The sequence below is a fragment of the Longimicrobiaceae bacterium genome (genome assembly GCA_036375715.1).
GTDB lineage: Bacteria > Gemmatimonadota > Gemmatimonadetes > Longimicrobiales > Longimicrobiaceae > DASVBS01.
Map to the genome: position 1 here is coordinate 31902 of DASVBS010000060.1, position 24574 is coordinate 56475.

The window sequence follows — 24574 nt, forward strand, 5'->3', positions numbered from 1 at the left end:
CCGGAGTACCGCTACGGGGCATCGCGCTCCCCGGCATAAGAGCGGCTCCGAGAGGGTTCAGCTAGCAGGTGGGGGGGTCCGGTACTTCGGATCGTTGTACATCTTGTACTGCCGATAGACCTTCGGCACGACTCTGCCCGCGGCGATGTCGTCGAGCAGCTGGGTGAGCTCCTCGGCGAGATCGTCGCGCTGCTGTTGCAGGACGCTCACCCGGTGTTCCGCTTCCCTGCGGAAATCCTCGGTCACGTCAGCACGCCTGACCTGCTCGCGCATGTGGTAGATCTTCAGCTCCATGATGCTGATCTTGTCCACCAGCGAGCCCACCGTCTCAGCCACGCGCCGCGCCTCCCGCGGCAGTCCGAACCGCTTCCATCACGGCCTCATCGATCCGCTCGATGAGGTCGTTCCGCTTCTGGTTCAGTCGATCGATGTTGCGCTTGGCGGCGGCGACCACGTGATCGTCGTCCACCCTCGCCTTGTCCTCTTCGTGCCAGAGCTCGACGTTCGTCTGCGCGAGCTGGGATACGAGGGAACCGATCGCCTCCTTCATTTGTGCCTCGTTCCTCGTTCGGGGGTGTTCGTTGCCGACCCTGCGGCTGGCCAAAGGTAGGTGGATCCGGGCGACCTCGCCACCGCAGCGCGGGCTTGCCGAACTCCTTCGACCCGGGCAGTTTGCCGCCTCCTGTCACGCGGGCTGCCGCCCGCTTCGAGCAAGCTTCAACGGGGATCTGATGTCCGTTCGCCTACCGCCTTCCGCCCGGGTCTGCCTGGTGATGATGAGCGCGATCGGCGACTCCGTCCACGCGCTGCCGGTCGTGACCGCCCTTAAGCGACACGATCCCACCCTTCATCTCACCTGGATCCTGCAACCGGGACCGGCGAGTATGATCGCCGGTCATCCGGAGGTGGACGAAATCATCATCTTCGAGCGCAGCCGTGGTCTGGGGGCCTACCGGGACATGCGCAGGAAGCTCGCGCGGCGCCGCTTCGACCTCGTCCTCGACCTGCAGGTGTACTTCAAGGCCAGCGTGGTGACGGCTCTGATCGACGCGCCGGTCAAGCTCGGATTCGACCGGGCTCGCGCGCGTGACTTCAACTGGCTGGTCACGACCCACCGGATTCCGCCACATGCGCCGCAGCACGTGCAGGACCAGTACTTCGAGTTCCTCGAGTATCTGGGTGTCTCAGCCGAACCGGTGGAGTGGAAGCTGGGACCCTGGCCGCACGAACGAGAGGCGCAGCGGGCGCTGTTGGCAAAGTACGACCGGCCGGTCGCGTGCCTCGCGGTGGGCAGCAGCGAGGCGCGCCGCGAGTGGGATCCCGTGTGCTGGGCAGAACTGAGCGACGCCCTCCACCGCGACTTCGGTCTGCAGCCGGTGCTCATCGGGGGAGCATCGCCTCGTGAGCTCGAATCCGAGCGGCGCATTCGCGAGGTAGCGACCCATCCGATCGAGTCGATGCTGGGGTCGTCTCTGCGAGAGATGGTGTGGTTGATCGAGGGCGCGGCGCTGACCATCTCTCTCAACTCGGCCCCGCTACACATCTCCGTGGCGGTGAACACTCCCGTGGTCGGGTTGATGGCCCGGCGAAACCCGAAGCGCACCGGACCCTACCGCTTTCGCGAGCTGATGGTCGACGCGTACGGAGAACCGGGCGAGGATTACCCGATCTCGCTGGAGACGCGGCCCGGCGGCCTGGAGAAGGTCAGCGTGGAGGACGTTCTGGAGAAGGTCCGACTCTGGCGAGAACGCTACCGAATCTCCCGTCCGGAGAGCCCGCGGGAAGTGCCGGCGGACGAATGACTGATCAGCAGCGCTCCGGCAGCGGGCCTGGCGCGCCCCTCGAGATCGCCATCGTGATGCTGACGGCGGTCGGCGACGTGGTGCACGTCCTGCCGGTGGTGAACTCGCTACGAGCCGCCTATCCGGACGGGCGTATTACCTGGATCGTGCAGCCTGGACCACTCGGTCTGGTGGCCGGTCACCCGGGGGTGGACGAGCTCATCCCCTTCGATCGCAAGAAGGGGTGGCGTGCCTATCTAGAGTTGCGCCAGAGGCTGCGCGGGCGCCGCTTCGACGTGGTCCTGGCGCTCCAGGACTACTTCAAGGCGGGGCTGATCACGGCGATGCTGCGGGCACCGCGCAAGATCGGCATCGACCGGGCGAGGGCGCGCGACCTCAACTGGCTCTTCACCACCGAGCGGGTTGCGCCGCGACCGCGCGGGCACACCCAGGACCAATACCTGGAGTTCCTGCAGCACCTTGGCATCCCCACCCGTCTCGACTGGAGCGGCCTCGGTCCCACGCCTGAGGAGGCGAGTCGTTACGCCACGCTGCTCCCGCCGCACCCCGGTCCGACGGTGGCGATCGTGATCGGGACCAGTCGTCCCGCCAAGGAGTGGCCGGAGGAGCGCTATGCCGCGCTCGCCGACCGGGTGCAGGAAGAGCTGGGCGGACGGGCGGTGATTGTGGGAGGGCGATCGGCCCGGGAGGAGGAGGCTGCAGCTCGCATCCGCGAGCTGGCGCGGCATCCGCCGCTGGATCTGCGCGAGTGGGACCTGCGGCGGGTGGTCTATCTGCTCGATCGGGCGGACGTGGTCGTCTCTCCCGATACCGGGCCATTGCACGTGGCCGTGGCTCTCGGGACGCCCAGTGTCGCCTTGATGGGGTACACGAACCCCAAGCGGGTCGGACCGTACCGTTTCCGCGAGCTGATGGTGGACGCGTTCGGGGATCCCGGGGAGGATTACGGGGTGGATGAGCTCTACCGGCCCGGCAGGATGGAGCGAATCGAGGTAGAGACGGTGATGGACCGGGTCCGGCTGGCCCTCGAGCGTTATGGAAGGGGTAGCTCGTCCGCAGGCCACGCGGGTCCGTAGCCGGCCCGCAGGCTTGCCCAATCTTCGGGGCGCAGCGGAACGCCCAGCTTGGCCGCTGAGCGGGCGAGGCGAAGCAGCTCGCGCGCACGCTGGCGCGAGGGAGCAGCGGCCGGGAGGAGTACCGCCCGGTCGAAGTCGATGATGTACACGGTCAGAGCTTCGTCGCCGTCCTGGACCACGAGCAGGTTGCGGAGGTTCAGGTCGGGATGGATGATCCCGGCGTCGTGCATCCGTCCGATCTGCTCGCCAGCCGCGCCCAGCAAGGCCGAGCGTCGCTCGGCTCCCGCAGCCCCCGCCGTGGCGAGTCTCTCCTCCAGGCCGCTCGCGCGCGCGATCCTGCGGGTGGCGATCCACGCCCGATAGGCCAATCCGCTCCGTCGCTCTCCCGCGGCGATCACCTCGGGGACGCGCACGCCTGCCGCGGCGGCGCGCGCGGTGACCCTGGCTTCAGCAAAGGCCCGGTGTCCCGCGAAGTATGCGTCCCCGTTCAGGTGACGCATCAGCCCGCCGCGGTGAAAGCGCCGGAAGACCGCCTCTCCTCCGTCCGGAAGCGCGAATACGGGATGCTCCGCCCGCCCGCCACCGATCGTTGCCGCGGCGTCGAGCTCCCCCTTCGCAGCCCCCGCGGCCCACGAGCGGAACCCGGAGCGGACGAGGATTCTCCACCCGCCCACCTCGATCGCCTCGAAGTCCCGGAGCGCCGGATCGCTCAGATAGGCTCGCCATCGCATGCCTGCCAAGCTAGGCGGTTCAGGCGCCCGGGGCGAGGGAACGTAATCCGTTGGCGCCGACCCTGCCGCATGCCTCGGCGTCCGCAGAGTGGACGGACCGCTTTCCCCAAGGGAGGGTTTGACTTCCGTCGCTGAATTTCTCTACCTTCCTCGTACGATGACCGCGAATTCCAAACGCCTCCTCTGGGTCGACGATGAGATCGATCTACTCCGCCCCCACCTGCTCTTCGTGCAGGGGAGGGGCTATCATATTGACGCGGTCGCAAACGGCGACGACGCGCTGGAGCTGATCCGTCTCCACCCCTACGACCTGGTGCTGTTGGACGAGCAGATGCCGGGACGTTCGGGGATGGAGGTGTTCGACGAGCTGCGCCGCATCGATCCGCTGGTGCCGGTGGTCATGGTCACCAAGAGCGAGGAAGATCGCACCATGACCGAAGCGATCGGCCGCCGCGTCGCCGACTACCTGGTCAAACCCACCTCACCACGGCAGGTCCTGTCCGTCGTTACCCGGCTGCTGGAGGGCGAGACCATCCAACAGCAGCACGTCGCTCGCGAATTCACCTTCCGCTTCCGGGAGCTGAACGCGCAGCGCGGCGTGGAGCGTGGGTGGCGCGAGTGGAGCGAGACCTACTCCGAGATCGTAGACTGGGAGCTGCGGCTGCGCGAAGCGGGCGAGACCGGGCTGCTCTCCTCGCTGGAGACCCTGCTGGACGACTTCCGCCGGGAGTTCTGCCGATTCGTGGTGCAGAACTACGGCGAATGGGTGAACGGCGCGCCGAATCGCCCTCCGCTCTCCATCGATCTCGTCCCACGCTTCCTGCTTCCGCTGCTGGGATCGAATCGGAGCGTCCTCTTCGTGATCGTGGATTGCCTCCGCCTCGACCAGTGGCGCACGATCCTGCCGATCCTCGCGAACTTCGCGGAGGTTGAGGAGGCGCTGTACTACTCGATCCTGCCTTCCGCGACGCCTTATTCGCGCAACGCCATCTTCTCCGGCTGGTTCCCCGACGAGATCGCGGAGGCGTACCCCGGCTGGTGGGACCGTGAGGGTGAGGGCGGATTGAACACCTTCGAGGATCAGCTGTTCGCCGCCCAGATTCGTCGCCTCGTCGGACAGGATCTCCCGATCCACTACGAGAAGGTCTTCAGCGCCAACGACGGCGAGCTGATGCTCCACCGCCTCCCGGGCTACCTCGGGCAGCCGGGCGTCACCGCGGTGGTGTTCAACTTCGTCGACATGCTGACCCACGGGCGCTCAGAGTCCGCGATCCTGCTCGAAGTGGCGCGCGACAACGAGGCGCTGCGGGCGCTGTCACGGCAGTGGTTCGAGCGCTCGCAGGCGCTCACGGCGATTCGCGAAGCGGTGCGCATGGGGGTGCCGGTGCTGGTCACCACCGACCACGGATCCATCCACTGTCACCGTCCGGTGACGGTGTACGCCAAGCGCGACGCAACCCAGAATCTGCGCTACAAGTTCGGCGACGACCTGCGCGCGCAGGATCCCTCGCTGGTCTTCTCCGTCGGTGACGAGCGCATCCTCCGCTTCCCGGCCGGGCGCACGGCCACGCGCTACCTGATCGGCCTGGAGGATGCCTTCTTCGTCTATCCCACCAAGCTGCGGCAGTACCAGGCGCGCTATAGAGGTAGCTTCCTGCACGGGGGTGTGAGCCCGGAGGAGATGATCCTGCCGGTTGCGCTGCTGACGGCGCGATGAAGCTCTACCTCCGCATCCTGGGCTTTCTCAAGCCCCACGCCGGGGTCTTTCTGGCGTCGATCGTGGCGATGACCATCTTCGCCGCGCTCGACGTCTCCAGCTTCATCCTGCTGGCCCCCTTCCTGGCCGTGCTCTTCCGATCGGAGGCGGCGGCGACCACCCCGGGCGTGGAGGTGCTGCAGGAGGGCGGTGGGGCGATCGGGGACCTCATCCAGTGGGCGGTCTCGGACATGGTGGAGCAGGCGCCTCCAATGGAGGCACTGCGCAACGTGGTCCTGCTGCTCTTCGCCGTCTACCTCGTCAAGAACGTCGCGTTGTACGTGCAGCAGTACACGGTCTCGGTGGTGCAGGGACGGGTGACCCGCGACCTGCGCAACGCGATGTACGACCACCTGCTGCGCCTGGGCTTCCCCTACTTTCAGCGCACCCGCACGGGTCAGGTCATCTCGCGGGTCACCGTCGACGTCGACCAGATTCGCTCTCTGGTCACGCAGAACCTCGCCAAGGCGGTTTCGTCGTTCATCCAGGTCGTCTTTCTTCTGACGTCGCTCCTTCTGCTCTCCTGGAAACTGACTCTGGTGGCGGCGCTCTCGCTTCCCCCCATGGTCGGGCTGTGGGCGCGCTTCCGCTCGCGCTTGCGGGTCGGGGTGTTGAAGGTGCTGGACGCGGTGGGCGAGCTCTCCTCGCACGTGCAGGAGACAGTCTCGGGGATAAGGCTGGTGAAGGCGTCGGGTTCTGAGCCCTGGGAGGCGCGGCGATTCCGCGCGCTCACCCAGCGGCATTACAAGGCCTTCGTACGCAACGAACGGTGGCGGCAGTTCTTCCCGCCCGCCACCGAGATGGTGATCGCGGTCGCGGTGCTGGCGCTGCTCTGGTACGGCAGCTACCTCGTGCTCGAGGAGGAGTCGCTGACGGCGGAGTACTTCCTGCTCTCCCTGGGCTTCGCCATGAAGCTGATGGCGCCGGCCAAGTTCCTGGGGCAGTTCCCCTCCGTCGTGCAGCCCGGCCTTGCCGCCGCGGAGCGAGCCTTCGAGATCATGGACGCGCCCCCCGAGGTGCTGGACCGGCCGGGTGCGCACCCGGTCGAGCGCTTCCGCGATGCCCTGCATTTCGAAGGGGTTTCCTTCGAGTACCAGCCGGGAGAGCCGGTTCTGAGGGACATCGATCTCACCATTCCGGCGGGCGAAGTGGTTGCCCTGGTGGGCGCCAGTGGGGCGGGGAAGAGCACCCTGGTCGACCTGATTCCCCGCTTCCACGATCCCACTGCGGGGCGAGTGACCGTGGACGGCGTCGATCTGCGTAAGGTGCAGCTTGCGACGTGGCGGGCGCAGCTCGGGATCGTCACCCAGGAAACCATCCTGTTCCACGACACGGTGCGGGCGAACATCGCCTACGGGACCGAGAACCCTTCGCAGGAGGCGGTCGAGGCCGCGGCGCGGGCGGCGTACGCCCACGATTTCATCATGGAGATGCCGGACGGCTACGACACCGTGATCGGCGAGCGCGGGGTGCGGCTATCGGGCGGCCAGCGCCAGCGCATCGCCATCGCGCGGGCACTCTTCCGCAATCCGCCCATCCTGATCCTGGACGAGGCGACCAGTGCCCTGGACACGGAAAGCGAGCTGCTGGTGCAGCAGGCGATCGAGGAGCTGGTGCACAACCGCACCGTGGTGGTGATCGCCCACCGCCTCTCCACCGTGCGACGTGCCGACCAGATCGTCGTTCTGGAAGGGGGGCGGATCGTGGAGCGCGGGACGCACGACGAGTTGCTGGCGCTCGAGGGCGTGTACCACCGGCTGTACCGCTTGCAGTTTGCCGCCTCCGAGGAACAGCAGCCGGCAGAAACTGAGGTTCCCGGACGGCATTAAGCCGCAAGGTCGGCGTGCGGGCGCCCACCAGGGGGCGCCCCGACAGGCCAGTCCGGTGCCGTTTTCCGGGGGGCCGCGACGCATAGTCGCCGCGAAATTCCTCGCGGGATTGACAAGGATGCGGAACGGGCGTCCGGAACGGCCCGGCGCCTGCGCACCACGGTCTTAGGACATCCGCGCTCACGACTCGAACTACAAAGCCTGAATCAAGGACGCTCATGCAAGTTCCGTTGCTGGACCTGACGCGGCAGTACCAGACGATCGCTGCGCAGATCGACCAGGCGATCTCGGGGGTGGTGAAGTCCCAGCACTTCATCCTCGGGCCGCGGGTGGAGGCCTTTGAGCGGCAGGTGGAGGAGACCCTGGGAGTGCACCACGCGGTGGGGTGCGCGAGCGGCACCGACGCGCTGCTGCTGTCGCTGCGGGCGCTGGACGTGAAGCCGGGGGACGAGGTGGTGACCACGCCTTTCACCTTCTTCGCCACTGCCGGCGCGATCCACAACGTGGGCGCGCGGCCGGTATTTGCCGACATCCAGCCGGACACCTTCAACCTGGACCCCGAGGCGGCCGCCGCCGCGGTGACCTCCGCGACCCGGGCGATGATCCCGGTGCACCTGTTCGGGCAGATGGCGGACATGACCGCCTTCCGTTCGCTCGCCGATCGGGCTGGCATCGGCCTGATCGAGGATGCCGCGCAGGCCATCGGGGCGCGTCAGCGCCGCCCCGACGGGAGCTGGATCACCGCCGGTACCCTCGGCGACGCTTGCGCTTTCTCCTTCTTTCCCTCGAAGAACCTCGGCGGGTTCGGCGACGGGGGGATGATCGTCACGCCCCGCCAGGAGGTGGCGGAACGCCTCAAGCGTCTCCGCGTTCACGGGGGGCGGCAGATGTACCACCACGAGGAGGTCGGCTACAACTCCCGGCTCGACGCCCTCCAGGCCGCCGTCCTCGCGGTCAAGCTGCCCTCGCTGCAGGCCTGGAGCGAGGCGCGACGCCGCAACGCGCAGTTCTACGACGAAGCTCTAGCCGGGCTCGAGGGCGTCCGGACGCCGACCGTGCGCCCAGAGAACGAGGCGATCTACAACCAGTACACCATCCGGGTGCTCGACGGGCGTCGCGACGCGCTCGTCGCACACCTGCGCGAACGGGGTGTGGGGTCGGCGATCTACTACCCGCTCCCCCTCCACCTGCAGGAATGCTTCGCCTACCTGGGTCACCGCGAAGGGGAGTTCCCCCACGCCGAGCAGGCGAGCCGCGAGGTATTGTCGCTTCCGGTCTTCCCCGAGCTGAGGGAAGAGGAGCGGGAGTACGTCGCGGATTCGATCCGAAGCTTCTTCGGCGCCTGAGCGAGACAGGAAAAGCGCGCGATGTTCGTCGCGGCGCACAACGGTGCCCGCATCTGGGGGGGCGCGGAGCTCGCGCTCGCGCGTCTGCTCGCGGGCCTGCAGGGCCGTGGGCACCGGGTGCTGCTCTACTGCAACCGGCCGGTCGTTGCCGAAGGAGCAGCGCGCATGGGCGTGCCTTCCCGCATCGCGCACATCGGAGGCGACGTCGCCATCTTCGACGCCGTGCGTTTCGGTCTCCACCTGCGCAACGCGCCGCCGGACGTGCTGATCGTGGGGACGTACAAGAAGCTGTTTCACGCCGTTCTCGCGGCGCGGATCGGGCACATTCCGCGTGTGGTCGCGCGCGTGGGGCTCGAGAGCGACGTCCCGCGAGCGTGGAAGTATCGCTATGCCCTCCGCCACGGTGTGGATCTCGTGGTGGTGACCGCTGAACGGATGCGCGGGCCCTTCGTAGACCTGCTCGGAGAGGATTCCGGACGGGTGACGGTGATCCCGAACGCAGCACCGTCGCCGCCTGAGCTGCCGTCGCGGGCCGCCGCGCGGGCTGAGCTGGGCCTTCCACCCGCCGCCCCGCTGATTGGAGTGGTGGCGAGGCTGGCCAGTCAGAAGCGCCTCGATCGGTTTCTGCGCGCGCTGTCGCGCCTTTCTCCCGAGGTGCACGGGGTCATTGCGGGCGATGGTCCGGAGCGGGCCGCGCTCGAGCAGCTCTCCCGTGACCTCGGCCTCGGCGGCCGGGTCCACTTCCTCGGGCATCGCGAACATCCCTGGCCGGTGTACGCCGCCCTCGACCTGATGGTGATCTCATCGGATCGCGAGGGAATGAGCAACGCCATGCTGGAGGCGATCGCCGCCGGTGTTCCCGTCCTCAGCACACCCGTCAGCGGGGCGGCTGACGCCCTCCACGCCGAGCCGGACGGCCGCCGCCCCGGCGTGGTGCTGGAAACCTTCTCCGAGGAGGAGCTCGCAACCGTTCTCCACGAAGTGATCTCCTCGCCTACCAGGCTGGCAGAAATGCGTGAGGCGGCCTGCGCCCGCGCCCGTTCCGAGTTCAATTTCGACCTCCTGCTGGACCGCTGGGAGGCGGCCCTCACCGGCGGAATGAATCCCAGCGGTTCCATGCTCACGCGATGAGCGACTTCCTGTATTCCTCGCGTCCACGCCCCCAGGGCGAGCTGCGGACGATTCTGAACAGCTTCCTGGAGTCGGTGTCCGCCTCCATCATCGAGGAGCACGGCCCGTGGGGATCGCTGGCGGTGGCCGCGTGCCCGCACGACGTGCAGCCGCTGGTCGCCGATGAAAACGGGATTACCGTCCTGCTCGGCTGGCCGGTGCTTCATGGCACGGCCGGGTTCACTGCCGCCCCGGTGCTCGACCCGGGGCGCCGCAAGGCGGTGCATGAGCTCCTCCTGGAGACCCGCGGCGCCACGACCGCGGCATCCCGTCTCGACGGCCCCTTCGCCACCCTGACCATCGACAGGACTGCGGCCGTCGCGGACGTTCTCACCGATCGCATGGGGTTCATTCCCCTCTTCCACGCGTCGCCCAAAGACGACGAGAGCGCGCTGGTGCTGGGGTCGCATGTGGACGCGGTCGCCGTGGCCTCGGCCCGGGTCGGGGATATCGATCTGGTATCCGCCGCGGATTTCACGGTGCACTCCACCATCACCTACCCGCGCACGCTCTATGACGGGGTCGTGCAGTTCCCGCCCGCCTCCGCGCGGCGCTGGAATCGATCGGGATGGGAGAGCCCGGAGCAGACCTACTGGTTTCCGATGGAACAGCCGACCCGCTATGCCGGACGAGCAGCGCGTGCGCTGCGCGGCGCGTTCAGGGCCGCGGTCCAGCGCGGCTGTGAGGGCAGGGAGGGGGTTGGCCTGCTGCTGAGCGGGGGCGAGGATTCGCGCGCAGTGCTCGGCGCCATTCCGCGCTCGGTGCGGGTGGACGCCTTCATCTTCGGCGACTGGGAAAACCGCGAGTTCCGCATAGCCCGTCGGATCGCGGAGATCTACGGAGCGCACCTGCATTTCGGGCAGCGGCAAGCAGACCACTACCTGGCTTACGAGCTGGTGGCCCCCATGCTCGGCACGCAGCACCGCTACACCGACGTCCATGGGTACGGGCTGCATCGGTCGCTACGTCTCGACGAGCTGCCGATCGTCTTCGACGGCTACCTATCCGACTCGTTGCTGAAGGCGAACTACGCTCATCGGCCGAAGCGTCGGCTGGTCCGCCGAGCATCACCGCTCGAGGGCGAGCGGCACCCGCCGATCATCGCCAACGCCGCCGGCCTGCGGGAAGACCTGCTTCGCGAGGTGGAGCGCCGGCGGGACGCTCACCGCGATCTGATCCGCCGCATGCGCCCCTTCTCCGCGGCGGAGTGGCTTGTCCTCTGGCCCTTCAGCATGCGGGCGACCGGCTCCAACATTCACGGCAGTCGACGACTGTTCCGCAGCTACGAGCCGTACGTCAGCAACGAGATCCTGGAGATCGCCGCTGCGGTGCCGCAGTTGTGGAAGCGCGAGCGGCTGCTCTTTCATCGCGCCATGCGCCCGTTCCTTGCCCCGTCGTGGTTCGTACCACACGGCCGCTCGAAGTACCCGTACTTCGGCCCGATCGCCAACGTCCCGCTGGGGCTGGGCGTGAAGTGGGCGCGCATGCTCCGCGACCGGTTAGCCGGCGAGCGCGGCAGGGTCCAGGGCCCCTGGCCCGAGCTGTCGCAGCTCGTCGCCACTCCGGCCATGCACAGCCGACGCTCGGCCATGGCGCTCGAGGAGACGCCGTTTGCCGAGCTCTTCCAACCGGGGCTCGACCCCCGCAAGAGGCAGGAGGCGCAGAGCCGCTGGACGCCGGAACAGCAGCTCGGCTTCCTGCAGATGGTCCATCTCTACCACCGCACCGCGGCATGAGCCGGAGCGGCAGCGACTCCTTGGCCATTGCTGAGCTCGCGGGGAAGCGGATCTGCCTGGTCCTCCTCACCGGGCTCGGCGACGTCGTCATGGGCCTACCGGTGGCGAACGCCCTGAAACGCCACGTGCCCGGCGTGCACGTCACCTGGGTGGCGGAGCCGATGCCGGCCGGCGTCCTGCGCGGTCACCCTGCCGTCGACCGTATCGTCGTATACGAAAAGAAGAAGGGAGTGCGCGGGCTCCTCGGGCTACGGGAGGCCCTGAAGGGAGGCGAGTTCGATCTGACGCTGAACCTCAACTACTACTTCAAGAGCATCTGGCCGGTGCTGCTGTCCCGAGCCCCGCGCCGCATCGGGTTCGACCGAGGACGAAGTCGCGACGGCACCTGGCTCGCGGTCAACGAACACCTCGCTCCGCGGCCGCGTAGCCACACGGTCGACATGTTCCTGGAGTTTCTCGATCACCTGGGGGTGCCGCGAAATCCGATCGAATGGCGCCTGGAGCTCACGTCCGAAGAACGTCGCGCGCAGGCCTCCTTCTTCGAGCGCTTCAACGGTGATCCGGTGGCGGCACTCGTCCCGGCAAGTGCCAACTCGCGCAAGGATTGGTTTCCCGACCGGTTCGCGCGGGTAGCAGAGGGTCTGCGTGAGGATTTCGGTTATCACGTGCTGCTGGTAGGCGGCCCCGGAGAGCGCGAGACGAACATCGCGCAGGAGATCGAGTCGACCGCCCGCACAGAGGTGGTGTGGGCGCTCGGGGATGGGGTCCGGCGTCTGGTCTGGCTCCTGGCGGGTAGCGACCTGGTGATCGCTCCCGACACCGGCCCCGTGCACATCGCCCGCGCGCTGGACGTACCGGTCATCGGACTGTACGGTCATACCAACCCCTGGCGCGTGGGGCCGTACCGTCGATTCGAGGACCTCTGGATCGACGAATACACGGATCCCGGTGAGGCGCCGGATCCCTCGCGCTTCGATCCGAAGCAGGAAAGGATGGAGCGCATCCGCCCCGAGGACGTTCTGGAGCGGGTGGAGCGCGCCCGCGAGCGCTACCCACGAACCGTGAAGCGCTGAGCAGTGGCTCGCATGCGACCCCCACAACCCCAACCGCACTTCGCCTCGTGAGACTCCTGGTGACCGGAGGGATGGGCTTCATCGGCAGCAACTTCATCCGGTTGCTGCTCGAGGAGCGTCCTGCGTGGGAGATCTGGAACCTGGACGCCCTCACTTACGCGGGTAATCCGGAGAACCTCGCCGACGTGGCCCCGGCGGCGGAGCAGGCGGGGAGGTATCGGTTCCTGCACGCCGACATCGCGCAGGGGGATCGGTTGCGTGAGATCCTGGTTGGCGCGGAGGTGGACGTGGTGGTGAACTTCGCCGCGGAGAGCCACGTGGATCGCTCGATCGAGGGCTCAGCGGCCTTTGTCCGCACCAACGTGGCCGGAACCCAGGAGCTTCTCGACGCCGCCAGGGCGGCCGGTGTGTCGCGCTTCGTGCAGATCTCGACCGACGAGGTGTACGGGGATCTCGGTCCCGTCGACCCGCCCTTCACCGAGCGCTCGCCCCTGGCTCCGTCCTCCCCGTACAGCGCCACCAAGGCCGGGGCCGATCACCTCGTTCTGGCCTACCACCGGACCCACCGGATGGACGTGGTCATCACCCGCTGCTCCAACAACTACGGCCCGTACCAGTTCCCCGAGAAGCTGATTCCGCTCATGATCGTGAATGGGATGTCGGGCCGGAAGTTGCCGGTTTACGGGCGGGGGGAGAACGTGCGCGACTGGATCCACGTGGAGGATCACTGCCGCGGGGTGCTGGTGGCGCTGGAGCGCGGGCGCGCGGGGGAGGTCTACAACTTCGGAGGCGCGAGCGAGCGCAGGAACATCGATGTCGTGAGGGCGATCGTGCGGGCGCTGGGCGCCCCCGAATCGCTGATCGAGTTCGTGCCGGACCGGCCCGGTCACGATCGACGCTACGCGATCGATTTCAGTAAGGCGGCCGGCGAGCTCGGCTGGGCGCCGCGCTTCGACTTCGAGCAGGGGCTCGCCGCCACCGTCGAGTGGTATCGGGAGAACGCCGCATGGTGGCGGCATGTGCAGGAGGGAGTCTACCGGAAGAGCGCGGAGATGATCGCCGGCTGGAGTGCACGCTGACGGAGATGGCGCGACCTACAGTTCAGGATCGGGTGGAGTATCTCCTGGCGCGAGCACTGGAGGGCGGCATCACCCACCTGCCGCCCGGCGCGGCCGATTCGGTAGGCAGGGCGATCGGGCGGCTGGTGCGGCAGCCGTTGGGAATCCGGCGGAAGACGGTCCTCGAGAACCTGCGGATTGCCTTTCCGGAGGCCGACGAGGAGTGGATCGAGCGGGTGGCGCGCCAGGCCTACGAGCACCTGGGGCGGGAAGTGGTGACCATGATCCGGCTCTCGCGCATGAGCCGCGAGGAGGTGCTCGCCCTCACCGACGTTCCTACCTGGCCGGAGGTCCAGGCGGCCTTGGCCGAGGGGAAAGGCGCGCTGTTGGTCACCGGGCATTATGGGAACTGGGAGGTGGCGGCGGCGTCGGTGGCGGCGCGCGGTGTGCCGATCTCCGCGATCGTGAAGCCGCAGCGCAATCGCCTGGTCGACCGGATGGTGCAGGAGGCGCGGGCTCGCTTGGGGATCGGGACCATCACGATGCGCAAGGCGGCGCGGCAGGTGCCGAGGTTGCTGGAGAAAGGAGGGGTGGTGGGAATCGTCGCCGACCAGGACGCCCGGGGAAAGGGTGTGTGGGTGCCGTTCTTCGGGAGACCGGCTTCCACGTTTCGCGGTCCCGCTCAGTTCGCGTTGAAGTTCGGCGCGGCCGTCTTCGCCTCGATCGCCCGACGTCTCCCCGACGGCCGCTACCGGGTGGAGGGGACCCGGCTTCCCCTGCTGCGGACGGGAGACCAGGAGGCGGATGAATGGCGTTTGACGGCCCTTCTTGCGGAGCATCTGGAGGCGGAGATCCGCAAGGATCCAGGCCAGTATTTCTGGTTCCACAAGCGCTGGAAGACTCCTCCGCCTCCGGAACTTTGACCTCGGGGTCCTCGTATCAGTTCCGCACGGTCGCGTGCCCGACGGCTAGTTCGACGGATCACCGCAGATCGAATTCGAAATAGTTCTTGATCTATATCTGCATACCGGCCTACAACGAGGCGGCCACCATCGGGGTGTTGTTGTGGAAGATCCGACAGGTGATGAGCGAGTTCCGGCGGGATTACGAGCTCCTCGTCTTGAACGATTTTTCCACCGATTCGACCGAAGATGTGCTGGCGCCCTATCTCCGGGTCCTGCCGCTCAGCGTTCTGCGCAGCGATCAGCGGCTCGGCTACGCGGCCTCGGTCGAGCGATTGATTCGCGAGGCGGTCGGCCGCGCTTCACACCCGCGGCGTGACGTCGTCGTCACGCTGCAGGCGGATTTCAGCGATCCCCCCGAGGAGATTCCGGCCCTGGTCAAGCGCATCGAGGGCGGTGCGGACGTGGTCGAGGCGACCTCGGGTGTGGTCCCGTCCACGGCCCCGCGCGTTCTCAAGTGGGTGCGCAGGACGCTACCGTGGATCCTTCGTCGCGCGGATCTCCCGGAAGGGGCACGCGATCCGGTTTCCGGGTTTCGTGCCTACCGCGTGGCGGTGCTCAAGAAAGCCCTCGCCGAACGGAACGGAGATCCGCTCCTCTCGCGGGAGGGGTGGGCTGCCAACGTGGAGCTGCTGCTCGCGGTGGCGCCATACGCCCGCCGGGTGGATGGCGCGGAGATCGCTGACCGGCAGCCTCGGCGGTTGCGCGAGACGCGCTTCCGTGCCTGGGACACGTTGGTGCAGGTCTGGGGAGTCGCGCGCAGCAGAAAGACTCCGCCTTCCTCCGTCACCGGCGTCGACGCAGCGGGATGATTACGAGTGATGAGTATTCAGAATGCGGTTCGATGGCTCGGTGCACCGGGGCTCGCCTTGCTCCTGCTCGGCGGAACCCCCGAGGCGTCGCGCGCGTGGCAATCCAGCGCGGGACCGCCGCGCCCGGCGGTGGTGCCATTCGGCACCGGCGAGCGGGCTGAGTACCAGGTCAAGCTGGGCGGGGTCTCCGTCGGGAGCGGATCGATGGAGGTCGTCGGCCTCGACACCGTCCGTGGCCACCAGACCTATCATGCGAGCCTGCGGGTTTCGGGGGGCCTTCCCCTCATGCGCGTGGACGACCGCTTCGACTCCTGGATCGACGTGGAGGGGCTCTTCTCGCGCCGCTTCAAGCAGAATCAGCGCGAGCTGAGCTTCCGGCGCAACCGCACTTACGAGTTCTTCCCCGAGGAGCGGCGCTACGAGCGGGTGAATTCTGACGACCGGGGGCAGCTACCCACCAATCAACCCCTGGACGACGTCTCGTTCCTCTACTACGCGCGCACGCTGCCACTCGAGGTCGGCGACCGGTACGTGCTCGACCGCTACTTCAAGGCGGACGGCAATCCGGTCATCCTGGAGGTGCTGCGCAAGGAGACGGTGAAGGTACCCGCGGGCACCTTCAACACCGTGGTCGTACGGCCCATCATCAAGACCGACGGGCTTTTCGGCGAGGGGGGCGAAGCGGAGGTCTACTTCACCGACGATCCGCGTCGCCTGATGGTGCAGATGCGCAGCAAGGTCCCCCTGGTGGGCTCCCTCAGCCTGCACATGACCTCGTATAAGCCGGGGGAGGTGTTGAGCCGGCCGGGAGGGTATTGAGGGCGTACTGAGGCTTGCCCGTCCGGAGCGACACCCCCCGGCCTGGTCAAAGCACCGAGCGCGTAAACCTCACCACCTCCCCGTTGAACTCGCGCGCCGTGTCGTAGATGCCGGCGTGCGAGCCGCCCTCGATCCAGCGGAGCTCGCCCCCGGGAAGGCTCGCCGCGAGGGCTGCGGCGAAGTCTCTCCCCACCACCGGATCACGGGTTCCCAGCAAGACGACCCCGGGAGAGCGCGCGTCTGTCGCCAGGGCCAGCGCGTCGTTGCGCGCGGCAGCGACCCAGGTGTTCCAGGCTCGGCGGAAGCCGGCGCGCAGATAGGCCTGCGCCACCACCACCTTCAGCCTCCACGACTCACGCGGCGCATCGCGCAGCAGACCGATGGCCTGCCGCAACAGGCGGTGCCTCGCGGGATCACCGGTGGGCGCCGCCAGGACCAGCCCTGCCACCCGACGCGGCTGCCAGACGGCGTGCTGCAGAACGGTCTGACAGGAGAGCGAGTGACCGACGTAGACGGCCGGCTCGAGGTGCATCCGCTGCGCCCAGGCGTCGAGCGCCGTCGCCTGTTCCGGAATGGAGAGTCCCGCGGGAGGGCCGTTGGTGCGGCCGAACCCGGGTAGGTCAGGAGCGAGCACGCGGTAGCCGGCGGCCGCGAGGGCCGGCCCGTTTCGCCACCAGTAGTCGGCCGACACGGCGAGGCCGTGCAGCAGCACGATCGTCGGCCCGGTCCCGGCTTCGCGATAGCGAACGCGCCAGCGCTCCACCGTGATCCACCGTTCCTTCGTCCACTCGGCTGCGCAGGCGCCGAGCTGGCTCGTCTCCACGCGGCCGTCAGGCACCGACCGGCTCACCTTGCAGGAAACGGAGCACGAGGCGGTTGAAGGCTTCCGGCCGATCCACCATCGGCATGTGCGCCGCCCCACGGAGGATCACCAGCGACGAGTCGGGGATGCCCTGCCGCAACTCGAGGGCATGGGAGAGCGGCACCCAGCTATCCCGCTCTCCCCAGAGAATGAGGGTGGGAGCCTGGATCCTCGGGAGCAGGGGGCGCACGTCGTCGCGCAGGATGTGTCCGATCGAGCGGAGGAGGGTTCGCGGGCCGGCCGTCCACGCGTCGCCGACGATCACGCGGAGGAACGACGGATCGCCCCAGCGCCAGAGCGGCGCGATCTCCAGGGCGAAGCGGGCGACGTGGCGAGGAGTGGTGGGGCGGGGGATGCCCGCTGCGTCCACCAGCACCAGGCGGTGGAGGCGCTGGGGGTGGCGGACAGCGAAGTGAATCGCTACCTGTCCCCCCATCGAGTGGCCCGCGACGTCGGCCTGCTCGATCTCCAGCACGTCCAGCCAGGACGCCAGGAGATCGGCCATTGCGTCGAGGGTGGGGACCCGCCCCGCCAGGGGGCTACGTCCGTAGCCGACCAGGTCCGGAATGAGCACCCGGTGCCGCGTGGCGAGTCCGTTGATGTTGCGCTCCCACCAGCGCCCGGACCCGGAGAGGCCGTGCAGGAGCACCAGGGGGTCCCCGGCGGATCCGGCTTCCAGCGAGTGGATGTCGTAGCCCCGGACGCGGGTGGACATCCGAGCCCGCTCCACGGCGGACGCCGTGTGTCGCCTGCTCTTCCAGGCTGCGGCTCCGGTGTCGGCGGGAACTGGTTGCGAGGCCATACGACGATCCTGAAATCGCGGGGTGATCGCTCGCGATCCTCTCGCAAAGCTCGAGCCCCAAGGGGCTTCAGAGGTTGGCGGAAAGTGCCGTAACTGTTATATTTGGAGTTCAAACAATTTCCAAATTTCGCGCTCCGACGGGAGAGCGCGTCCAGCTACAGGGGGGCTTTTGACTCAAACGGGACGTAATGACGTGGTAGAGAGGGCAAGAGACGAGCTCTTCAGTCACATCCACCGGTGTGGCGTCCTGAAGGCCTTGCCGGAGCACCAGGTGGAGTGGATGGATGACACGATCGAGTACATCGCCGAGCGGTATCCGGACCTGACGCGCGACCAGCTCAGCGAGCTACGCACGATGGGTCTCCGCTTCTGCAGCCCGGTGATCGATCATTCGCAGACGGCCGCGGAAACGGAGGCTGGCGGCGAAGCGGCCGAGTCGGAAGCGGCCGCCGCCTGATCCGACCCCCGAGGGGCTCCGGAACGCCGGGGCCCCAGAGCACCATGGACCCCGACATAGTACTACCCACCTTCCTCTTCGTTCTCGCACTCCTGGCGGCGAACGCTTACTTCGTGACCGCAGAATTCGCCCTGCTCACCCTGCATCGCTCGCGGGCGGAGCAGGAGGCGCGTGACGGAGACTCCAGGGCGGACCGCCTGCTCCCCGTGATCAATTCGCCGGATCGCCTGCTGCTCACGGCGCAGATCGGGAGCAGCCTCACGACCATGCTGGTTGGATTCCTGCTCGCGCGAGCTTCGCTCCAATGGAGCGGGCCGGCGTCGGGCACGCGGGTGGGCGTGGTCGTCCTGGCCTTCGCTATGGCGGTTCTGCTCCACGCCGCCCTGAGCGGGCTGCTGCCCAAGCTGGTGGGGATCCACCGAGCAGCTCGAGTCGCCGGCGTGGTCCTGCCGCCTCTGCGCTGGCTGGAGACGGGGCTCCGCCTCGTGACCTGGCCGCTGTCGAAGCTCGTCTCGGCGGTGGCGCGTCTCTTCGGAGTGACCGAGTCCGGATTCCATCCGCTCGTCCGCACGCCCGAGGAGATCCGCATTCTGGTGGCGCGCGGCCACGAGCAGGGAGTGGTCGAAGAGGACGAGCGGGAGATGATCCACGGCATCTTCGAATTCTCGCAGACCGTGGCCCGCGAGGTGATGACGCCACGCATCGACGTCGTCGCCGTGCCGGTCGACATCACCCTCCCGGAGCTGATCCGGGTGGTCGTGGAGGAGGGTCACTCGCGCTTGCCGGTCTACTCCGGCACCATCGACAGCGTGGTCGGAGTGCTGCTGGCGAAGGACCTGATCCCGCTGCTCGCCGACCCGGATCGCTTCCGGGATCGACCCTTCGACATCCGCGAGGTGATGCGCGAGGCCTACTTCGTTCCGGATACGAAGCCGGTCGACGACATCCTGGCGGAGTTCCAGCAGCAGAAGGTGCACCTCGCGGTGGTCCTCGACGAGTTCGGCGGCACCTATGGCGTGGTGACGATGGAGGACCTGCTGGAGGAGATCGTCGGCGAGATCGACGACGAGTATGACGTCTCCGAGCCCGACTTCTCGGCGACCCCGGAGGGCGACGTGCTGATCGACGGTGGAGTTTCCCTCTCGGAGGTCAACGAGCGCTACGGACTGGGTCTGCCCGAGGAAGACTACGACACGATCGGCGGGTACATCTTCGGGGCGCTGGGCCGCGTGCCGGTGCCCGGAGACCAGATCGATGCCCCCGGCCAGGACGGCGCGGTCACCCTGGTGGTGGAGGAGATCGAGGATCGCCGCGTCTTGCGGGTGCGCCTGACGCGTGCGGCTCCGGTGGTGGAGGAGGTCGCCGCGGACGAATGACGGGCCCCAGGAGGGTAACCCTCCTGATCCCCACCCGTCCGGCAGCGATCAGCGGAAGATGTGCTTGAACCGCCTTGCCTCGCGCCCGCCGCGCTCCTGCAGGCTTTCCAGGCGCGTCAGCACCCGGTTCGTCACCGAGTTGGCGATCGATTCGTCGAGGGAGACCATCTCCGCGTACAGCTCGATCCCTCGATCCAGGTCGACCTCCTCCCCGAGCGTTTGCAGCAGGTCGAGGAGATTGTTTGCATGCGTCTCGATGAGCGCTTCCTCGGCACGGGCCGAGAGAAGCAGGAGCTTCCTGCGTGCCTCGGCGCTGAGCCGCCTTCGACGGAGCCAGTTGAACATTTCGTTCGCGGTTCGAGACGGCGAGAAGATGGTCCTGGGGCTGGGAGTTCGCAACCCCGTGCCACCTCTCCGGGGGTGGTACGGAGCGCGGGCCTCCGTTATACTTAGCCCCACCCGCCGGCCCCGCGACTGGGGATTTCCGCTTCAGTGCTTCGCCACCCGAGGACTGACTGGATGACGTATTCATTCCTGAGTTCTGAAGAGTTCGACGAGCGCGCGCATCAGTACTACGATGCCGGCGAGTACGACCTCGCGCTCGAGGTGCTGAAGGAGGGGATTCAGCGGTATCCGCAGGCGGTGGATCTGCACGTGGGGCTGGGTTACGTCCGCCTCGCTCGCGAGGAGTACGTCTGGGCGTACCAGAGCTTCTCCGAGGGCTTGCTGCTCGACGCGGACCACGAGGACGCCTGGGTCGGGTTGGGCGAGGCGCTGCTGAAGTTCGGGAAGGTGGACGAGGCGCTGCGCGCCTTCCAACGGGTGGAGGAGCTCGGGCTGGGTGACGATTGCGAGATGGGGCTGGCGATCGGCCGGGCCCTGTATCGGGAAGGCCTCTTCCGCGAGTCCCGGGATCGGCTGGCCGCTCTGGCGGTGAAGCACCGGAACTCCGCGGAAGTGCGCGCGGCGCTGGGCTACACGTTGCATGCATTGGGCGATGACCTCGGCGCGCGACGGGAGCTTCGCGCGGCCCTTCGCCTCGATCCCGACCTTCACGAGGTTCGCATCTACCTTGCTCATCTGCTCTTCGAGCGGGGCGACCTGGAGTCGTCGCTGCGCGAAATGGAGCGGGTGCCTCCCGCTGAGCACTGGGATCCCCTCTCGCTCTGGCGGTTCATCGAGCTGAAGTGCAGTCTCGACGGCCTCACCGAGGATGATCCGTCGCTCGCCCCCTGGCGTGACCGCTGGCTGGAGCTGCAGGCCGAGCCCGATGCCGTGGATCACCTGCTCGCCGAGGTCGAGGCGGCTTTCGAGGACGCGGGTAACGACGCGGGGGCCGCGCTAACGGTGATCGCGCCGGGCCGGCCCGAGGCGGAGATCCACCGCGTCCGCACGGCTGACGGCCGGCTCTTCACCGGAACCTGGAACGAGATCGTCGCGCGGATGGCCGACGAGCTCGCTGGACCCGGCGAATCGGTCGCCTCCTTCATGGAGCAGGCGGCGAACCGGGTTCGCAGCCTGACCGGGTGTGAGATTCCCTGCGACGATCCGGAGAGCTTCCTGCGCGAGAGCGCCCGGATGGGATTGCTCGAGATCGACGACTGAAAGGAGGCGGGGTGGCGGCCGGAACCGAGGATCAGGAATCCGCGCTTCGCCCGCTCCGGAATGTCGCGTCCACGACGGCGGCGCTCCGTTCGGGTGAGCTCACCGAAGAAGAGAGCCGGGCGGCGGTCATACAGGTAGCCGCCGCGGTCGAGATGTCGCTGCGGCGCCTCCTCCGCGACTACCCGGGCGCTGCCCTGCAGGTGAGACTGCGCGCCCTGGCGCCCGACGAGCTGCGGGCGGACGAGGTTCTCGCCGAGCTCCGCCAGCACGACCAGATCTCTATCGAGCTCGCCGCTGCCGTGCACGACCTGCTCGAGGTCCGGCAACGCCTGCGCGGTGGTGCTCCGCTCTCGCCGCAGGACGCAACCCTCGCCTACCAGGTGGCGGACCGCCTCGAGCAGGAGGCCAATCGTCCGCATCCGCCGGTCCCCGCTCCCAGCCCGACAGTCGACGAATTCGAGGAGGAGGCCAGCGTCCTGGCCGCGAGCCCTCCCCGGCGTCGCAGGCGCATGGCGAGCACCCCGCCGAAGGGTCAGCTGGCCCTGGCAGGCGTGGTGATCGTGTTGCTCGTGGCCCTTGGCGTGTGGTGGGCTGCGCCGGGGGACAGCAGCGAGCTCGAGGAAGGAATCACTCTCTTCCGCATGGGCGCGTACGAGGACGCGGCATCGCATTTCTGGCGCTTCGCCCAGGAGAACCCGGAAGATCCTACCCCGCGCCTCTACCTGGCCCGGATTCACCGGCGGCTGGAGCGTCCGGACCTTGCGGCCGCTCAGCTCGACACGGCGCTCGAGCTCGCGCCCGAGGACCCCGACGTCTTCGTGGAGCTGGGCTTCCTGCTGATCGACACGGGTCACCCGGCCGAGGCGGTCGGTCGCTTCCGCTCCGCTCTCTCGCTCGATCCCGACTCGGAAACGGCCTGGATAGGCCTGGTCACCGCCCTGCGCGAGGACGGGCGTCCTGACGCCGCAGAGCGGGTCGTGCAAACGGCGCCGCCCGCCCTGCGTCCGCGGCTCGCCCTTCCAGTCGACTCTGCCGCCGCGCCGTGAGCTTGAGCGCGATGAACCTGGCCGAGCGTCTCTACCTACGGCTGCTGGAGGCGCTTCGTCAGGGCGGCGTCCGACACGACCAGGAGATCACGGTCGGCGACGTCTACCAGCACCTCGTTCCCTATCGGGCGGTTCGTTCGGAGCTCGGCGTGTTCGAGCTGGCCGAGTACGAGCACGCCCTGCTTCAACTGCTCGCGGGAGAAGGCGAATTCCTGCGGGTGGCCGATGAGACGGTACGGTCGGAGCTGGCCGCCGAGCTCCGATCTCCCAACCCCATCCTCGGCATCTATCGAGACTACGCGGCGAGCCCGGTCGTGCTCCTTCGCTCCGGGGAGGAGCTGCGCGCGTCCGCTGCCGCGGACGCGGACTCTCCTGGCACAGCGCCGAAAGGAACCGAGGAGGAGACGGTCCGGCCGGTCACCGATTTTCTGCAGGAAGACTCCGACGACGCGGCTGACGAGGTCTCGGCGCGTGAGTCCGCCGGCGACGTCGGCGGCCGAAATGCACCCCGAGTGGGGAATGCTGCGGGCGGGCCCGCGAGGAGTCGCCAAGACCCGTCGGACCAGGCCAGTGTGGGTGAGCCGCGCCCGCTTCCTCCGCTCGATTACCCGGCTCCGTCACCCGCTCCGGCCGATGCCACTCGCGTGGCGGGGCACTCGCCTGCGCCGTTTCCGGACAGGGATTCGGGAGACGCGCAGCGTCCGCAGGTCATGCAGGCCGAATGCGTTCGCTGCGGCCAGATCCTTCCGGAGGTCGAGGGGCTTCGCTTCTGTCCGTATTGCGGGATTGATCAGACTGTCCTGCCGTGTGAGCGCTGCGGCACGCCCTTGCAGCCGGAGTGGAGCTTCTGCATCCGCTGTGGGACCCGGCGCTCCCTCCCGCCCGCCGCAGGCGCCTGACCCATCGTGACGGGAACATCGCTTGCGCCTTCTCGCACGCTGCCTCGCGGCCTTCTGCGTGGCGGAATTCTCGAATTTCTCCCTCACCGTTTCGGGGCCGCCATCGAGGGGTGCCCCTGGGGGAAATCATCAACGAAAGCGAACTGGTCAGGTGCGTAAGGTGGCTGGAAGGAGGTCGGGGAGGTGGTTCGTCCTGCCAGGGGTGCTCGCGGCTCTGCTCGCCGGGTGCGAGGTACGGGCGGGGGCCGACACAGAGGAAGGACTCGCCGCCGACCTGGAGCCGTCGACTCCGGTGCACGCGGCCGGCTCGATACCGCCCGGTCTGACCGAGGAGGAGGTCGAGCGCGGTCGCGAGCTCTTCCTCCCCTGCGCGGTCTGTCACGGTTTGGACGGCCAGGGGAACCAGCTCGGTCCGTCGCTGCGGGACACGGTCTGGGTCCACATAGACGGGTCCCTCGCGTCCATCGAGCAGATCATCCGCAGTGGCGTTCCGCAGCCGCTCGACTACCCGGTTCCGATGGTCCCGATGGGCGGCGGAGAGTTCGACGACGCCGACCTCCGTGCGGTGGCCGCGTACGTCTACGCCATCTCCCATCCGTCCCCGCCCGATTCGGTGCCACCGGCGGAGCGCTCTCCGCCGCGCCGGCGCTGAGCGCCCACTAGTTGTCGGAAGCTGGAGTCCTCGCGCCCGGACGGCTCCGCTAGACGCACAAATTACGTCATTTCAGAGATTTACGTGTCGCTCGGTACGACTGTTGCGACGTCGCTCCGCCCCTGACTGCAAACCGATTTCATGGAGGCGATCATGAGCGACGAGTTCGACCGGGTGGTGCCTCTGGACGAGCTTCCAGACTTCGAGGTGGCGGAGGGAGACCCCGACGTGCGCGGGTGGGAGGTGCTCGCTTCCGATGGGACGCGAATCGGCGAGGTCGATGACCTCCTCGTGGATACGGACGCGATGAAGGTTCGTTACCTGGACGTGGACCTGACGAGCGATTTCGACGCTGGGGAGGACCGGCACATCCTGGTCCCGATCGGGTATGCGCGGCTGGCCGAGTCGGATGACCGGGTGATCGTCGATGAGCTGAGCGCCGCGGACATCGCCGCGCTTCCCCTGTATGACCATTCGCCGCTGACGCGAGAGTACGAAACCGACTTGCGGAGCCGCTACGATCGCGACAACGTCGGCACGCGAGACGACACGGATTTCTACGCCTCTGACCTCTACGACCCCGACCGCTTCTACTCGGCTCGACGCCAGAGCCGGGGCAATCCGATGGCGTAGCCGCTGCATCGTCGCCGGGCCCTGATCCCAACGCCCCCGGCAGGCCGGGGGCGTTCCGGCAGGGCGTCCACA

At 67.9% G+C, this 24574-nt stretch carries 25 protein-coding genes; 19 read left to right on the plus strand and 6 right to left on the minus strand.

Features of this window, described 5'->3' with window-relative positions:
* Positions 1 to 57: 57 nt before the first annotated feature.
* Together VF167_11360 and VF167_11365 are read right to left on the minus strand one after the other, a co-directional pair.
* On the minus strand, positions 58 to 336 hold the full coding sequence (locus VF167_11360) for a DUF4254 domain-containing protein (GenBank protein HEX6926008.1): 279 nt from the start codon (positions 334 to 336) through the stop codon (positions 58 to 60).
* On the minus strand, positions 329 to 550 hold the full coding sequence (locus tag VF167_11365) for a DUF4254 domain-containing protein (GenBank protein HEX6926009.1): 222 nt from the start codon (positions 548 to 550) through the stop codon (positions 329 to 331). The genes VF167_11360 and VF167_11365 overlap by 8 nt, the downstream gene beginning before the upstream one ends.
* Positions 551 to 731: 181 nt before the next feature.
* On the opposite strand from VF167_11365, the gene VF167_11370 reads away from it, so the two are divergent.
* Positions 732 to 1802: a glycosyltransferase family 9 protein gene (locus VF167_11370; protein ID HEX6926010.1), complete on the plus strand. Its 1071-nt coding sequence runs from the start codon at positions 732 to 734 to the stop codon at positions 1800 to 1802.
* Positions 1799 to 2878, plus strand: a complete 1080-nt coding sequence (locus VF167_11375) for a glycosyltransferase family 9 protein (protein HEX6926011.1) — start codon at positions 1799 to 1801, stop codon at positions 2876 to 2878. Before VF167_11370 ends, VF167_11375 begins: the two co-directional genes overlap by 4 nt.
* On the opposite strand, the gene VF167_11380 is transcribed toward VF167_11375, so the two are convergent.
* A complete protein-coding gene (locus tag VF167_11380) occupies positions 2836 to 3609 on the minus strand; it encodes a lipopolysaccharide kinase InaA family protein (GenBank protein ID HEX6926012.1) in 774 nt (257 codons plus the stop codon). The two genes, VF167_11375 and VF167_11380, sit on opposite strands and share 43 nt — an antisense overlap.
* A gap of 157 nt (positions 3610 to 3766) precedes the next feature.
* On the opposite strand from VF167_11380, the gene VF167_11385 reads away from it, so the two are divergent.
* The 10 genes from VF167_11385 (at position 3767) to VF167_11430 (ending at position 16170) form a co-directional block, all read left to right on the plus strand.
* Positions 3767 to 5326 carry a bifunctional response regulator/alkaline phosphatase family protein gene (locus VF167_11385; protein HEX6926013.1) on the plus strand — a complete coding sequence of 520 codons (1560 nt, stop codon included), beginning with the start codon at positions 3767 to 3769 and terminating at the stop codon, positions 5324 to 5326.
* Positions 5323 to 7194: an ABC transporter ATP-binding protein gene (locus tag VF167_11390; GenBank protein HEX6926014.1), complete on the plus strand. Its 1872-nt coding sequence runs from the start codon at positions 5323 to 5325 to the stop codon at positions 7192 to 7194. Before VF167_11385 ends, VF167_11390 begins: the two co-directional genes overlap by 4 nt.
* Before the next feature lie 218 nt (positions 7195 to 7412).
* The gene (locus VF167_11395; GenBank protein HEX6926015.1) at positions 7413 to 8540 is read left to right on the plus strand and encodes a DegT/DnrJ/EryC1/StrS family aminotransferase; all 1128 of its coding nucleotides are present in this window, start codon (positions 7413 to 7415) and stop codon (positions 8538 to 8540) included.
* Positions 8541 to 8561: 21 nt separating this feature from the next.
* Positions 8562 to 9671 carry a glycosyltransferase gene (locus VF167_11400; GenBank protein ID HEX6926016.1) on the plus strand — a complete coding sequence of 370 codons (1110 nt, stop codon included), beginning with the start codon at positions 8562 to 8564 and terminating at the stop codon, positions 9669 to 9671.
* The gene (locus VF167_11405; protein ID HEX6926017.1) at positions 9668 to 11446 is read left to right on the plus strand and encodes an asparagine synthase-related protein; all 1779 of its coding nucleotides are present in this window, start codon (positions 9668 to 9670) and stop codon (positions 11444 to 11446) included. Before VF167_11400 ends, VF167_11405 begins: the two co-directional genes overlap by 4 nt.
* Positions 11443 to 12519, plus strand: a complete 1077-nt coding sequence (locus VF167_11410; protein HEX6926018.1) for a glycosyltransferase family 9 protein — start codon at positions 11443 to 11445, stop codon at positions 12517 to 12519. Before VF167_11405 ends, VF167_11410 begins: the two co-directional genes overlap by 4 nt.
* Before the next feature lie 47 nt (positions 12520 to 12566).
* On the plus strand, positions 12567 to 13598 hold the full coding sequence (gene rfbB / locus VF167_11415; GenBank protein HEX6926019.1) for a dTDP-glucose 4,6-dehydratase: 1032 nt from the start codon (positions 12567 to 12569) through the stop codon (positions 13596 to 13598).
* A gap of 5 nt (positions 13599 to 13603) precedes the next feature.
* Positions 13604 to 14500, plus strand: a complete 897-nt coding sequence (locus VF167_11420) for a lysophospholipid acyltransferase family protein (protein ID HEX6926020.1) — start codon at positions 13604 to 13606, stop codon at positions 14498 to 14500.
* 86 nt (positions 14501 to 14586) lie between these two features.
* Positions 14587 to 15351 carry a glycosyltransferase family 2 protein gene (locus tag VF167_11425; protein HEX6926021.1) on the plus strand — a complete coding sequence of 255 codons (765 nt, stop codon included), beginning with the start codon at positions 14587 to 14589 and terminating at the stop codon, positions 15349 to 15351.
* 9 nt (positions 15352 to 15360) lie between these two features.
* On the plus strand, positions 15361 to 16170 hold the full coding sequence (locus VF167_11430) for a DUF3108 domain-containing protein (GenBank protein HEX6926022.1): 810 nt from the start codon (positions 15361 to 15363) through the stop codon (positions 16168 to 16170).
* 46 nt (positions 16171 to 16216) lie between these two features.
* Here VF167_11430 and VF167_11435 read toward each other — a convergent pair whose 3' ends face one another.
* A complete protein-coding gene (locus tag VF167_11435) occupies positions 16217 to 17008 on the minus strand; it encodes an alpha/beta hydrolase (GenBank protein HEX6926023.1) in 792 nt (263 codons plus the stop codon).
* Positions 17001 to 17747 carry an alpha/beta fold hydrolase gene (locus tag VF167_11440; GenBank protein HEX6926024.1) on the minus strand — a complete coding sequence of 249 codons (747 nt, stop codon included), beginning with the start codon at positions 17745 to 17747 and terminating at the stop codon, positions 17001 to 17003. The genes VF167_11435 and VF167_11440 overlap by 8 nt, the downstream gene beginning before the upstream one ends.
* A 280-nt stretch (positions 17748 to 18027) precedes the next feature.
* On the opposite strand from VF167_11440, the gene VF167_11445 reads away from it, so the two are divergent.
* Together VF167_11445 and VF167_11450 are read left to right on the plus strand one after the other, a co-directional pair.
* Positions 18028 to 18291 carry a hypothetical protein gene (locus tag VF167_11445; GenBank protein ID HEX6926025.1) on the plus strand — a complete coding sequence of 88 codons (264 nt, stop codon included), beginning with the start codon at positions 18028 to 18030 and terminating at the stop codon, positions 18289 to 18291.
* Between the two features lie 44 nt (positions 18292 to 18335).
* On the plus strand, positions 18336 to 19667 hold the full coding sequence (locus VF167_11450; protein ID HEX6926026.1) for a hemolysin family protein: 1332 nt from the start codon (positions 18336 to 18338) through the stop codon (positions 19665 to 19667).
* Positions 19668 to 19715: 48 nt separating this feature from the next.
* On the opposite strand, the gene VF167_11455 is transcribed toward VF167_11450, so the two are convergent.
* Positions 19716 to 20012, minus strand: coding sequence for a hypothetical protein (locus VF167_11455; protein ID HEX6926027.1), 297 nt, complete (start codon positions 20010 to 20012; stop codon positions 19716 to 19718).
* Between the two features lie 174 nt (positions 20013 to 20186).
* Here VF167_11455 and VF167_11460 point away from each other — a divergent pair, with 174 nt between their 5' ends.
* From VF167_11460 to VF167_11480, 5 genes are all read left to right on the plus strand, one after another.
* Entirely contained in the window at positions 20187 to 21272 is a 1086-nt protein-coding gene (locus VF167_11460; GenBank protein ID HEX6926028.1) for a tetratricopeptide repeat protein, read from the plus strand.
* 11 nt (positions 21273 to 21283) lie between these two features.
* Positions 21284 to 22318: a tetratricopeptide repeat protein gene (locus VF167_11465; protein HEX6926029.1), complete on the plus strand. Its 1035-nt coding sequence runs from the start codon at positions 21284 to 21286 to the stop codon at positions 22316 to 22318.
* A complete protein-coding gene (locus VF167_11470) occupies positions 22315 to 23217 on the plus strand; it encodes a zinc ribbon domain-containing protein (GenBank protein ID HEX6926030.1) in 903 nt (300 codons plus the stop codon). The genes VF167_11465 and VF167_11470 overlap by 4 nt, the downstream gene beginning before the upstream one ends.
* Positions 23218 to 23377: 160 nt before the next feature.
* Positions 23378 to 23869: a c-type cytochrome gene (locus VF167_11475; GenBank protein ID HEX6926031.1), complete on the plus strand. Its 492-nt coding sequence runs from the start codon at positions 23378 to 23380 to the stop codon at positions 23867 to 23869.
* Positions 23870 to 24022: 153 nt separating this feature from the next.
* Positions 24023 to 24502 (plus strand): PRC-barrel domain-containing protein, encoded by a 480-nt coding sequence (locus tag VF167_11480; protein HEX6926032.1) that lies wholly within the window; start codon positions 24023 to 24025, stop codon positions 24500 to 24502.
* Positions 24503 to 24574: the final 72 nt, after the last annotated feature.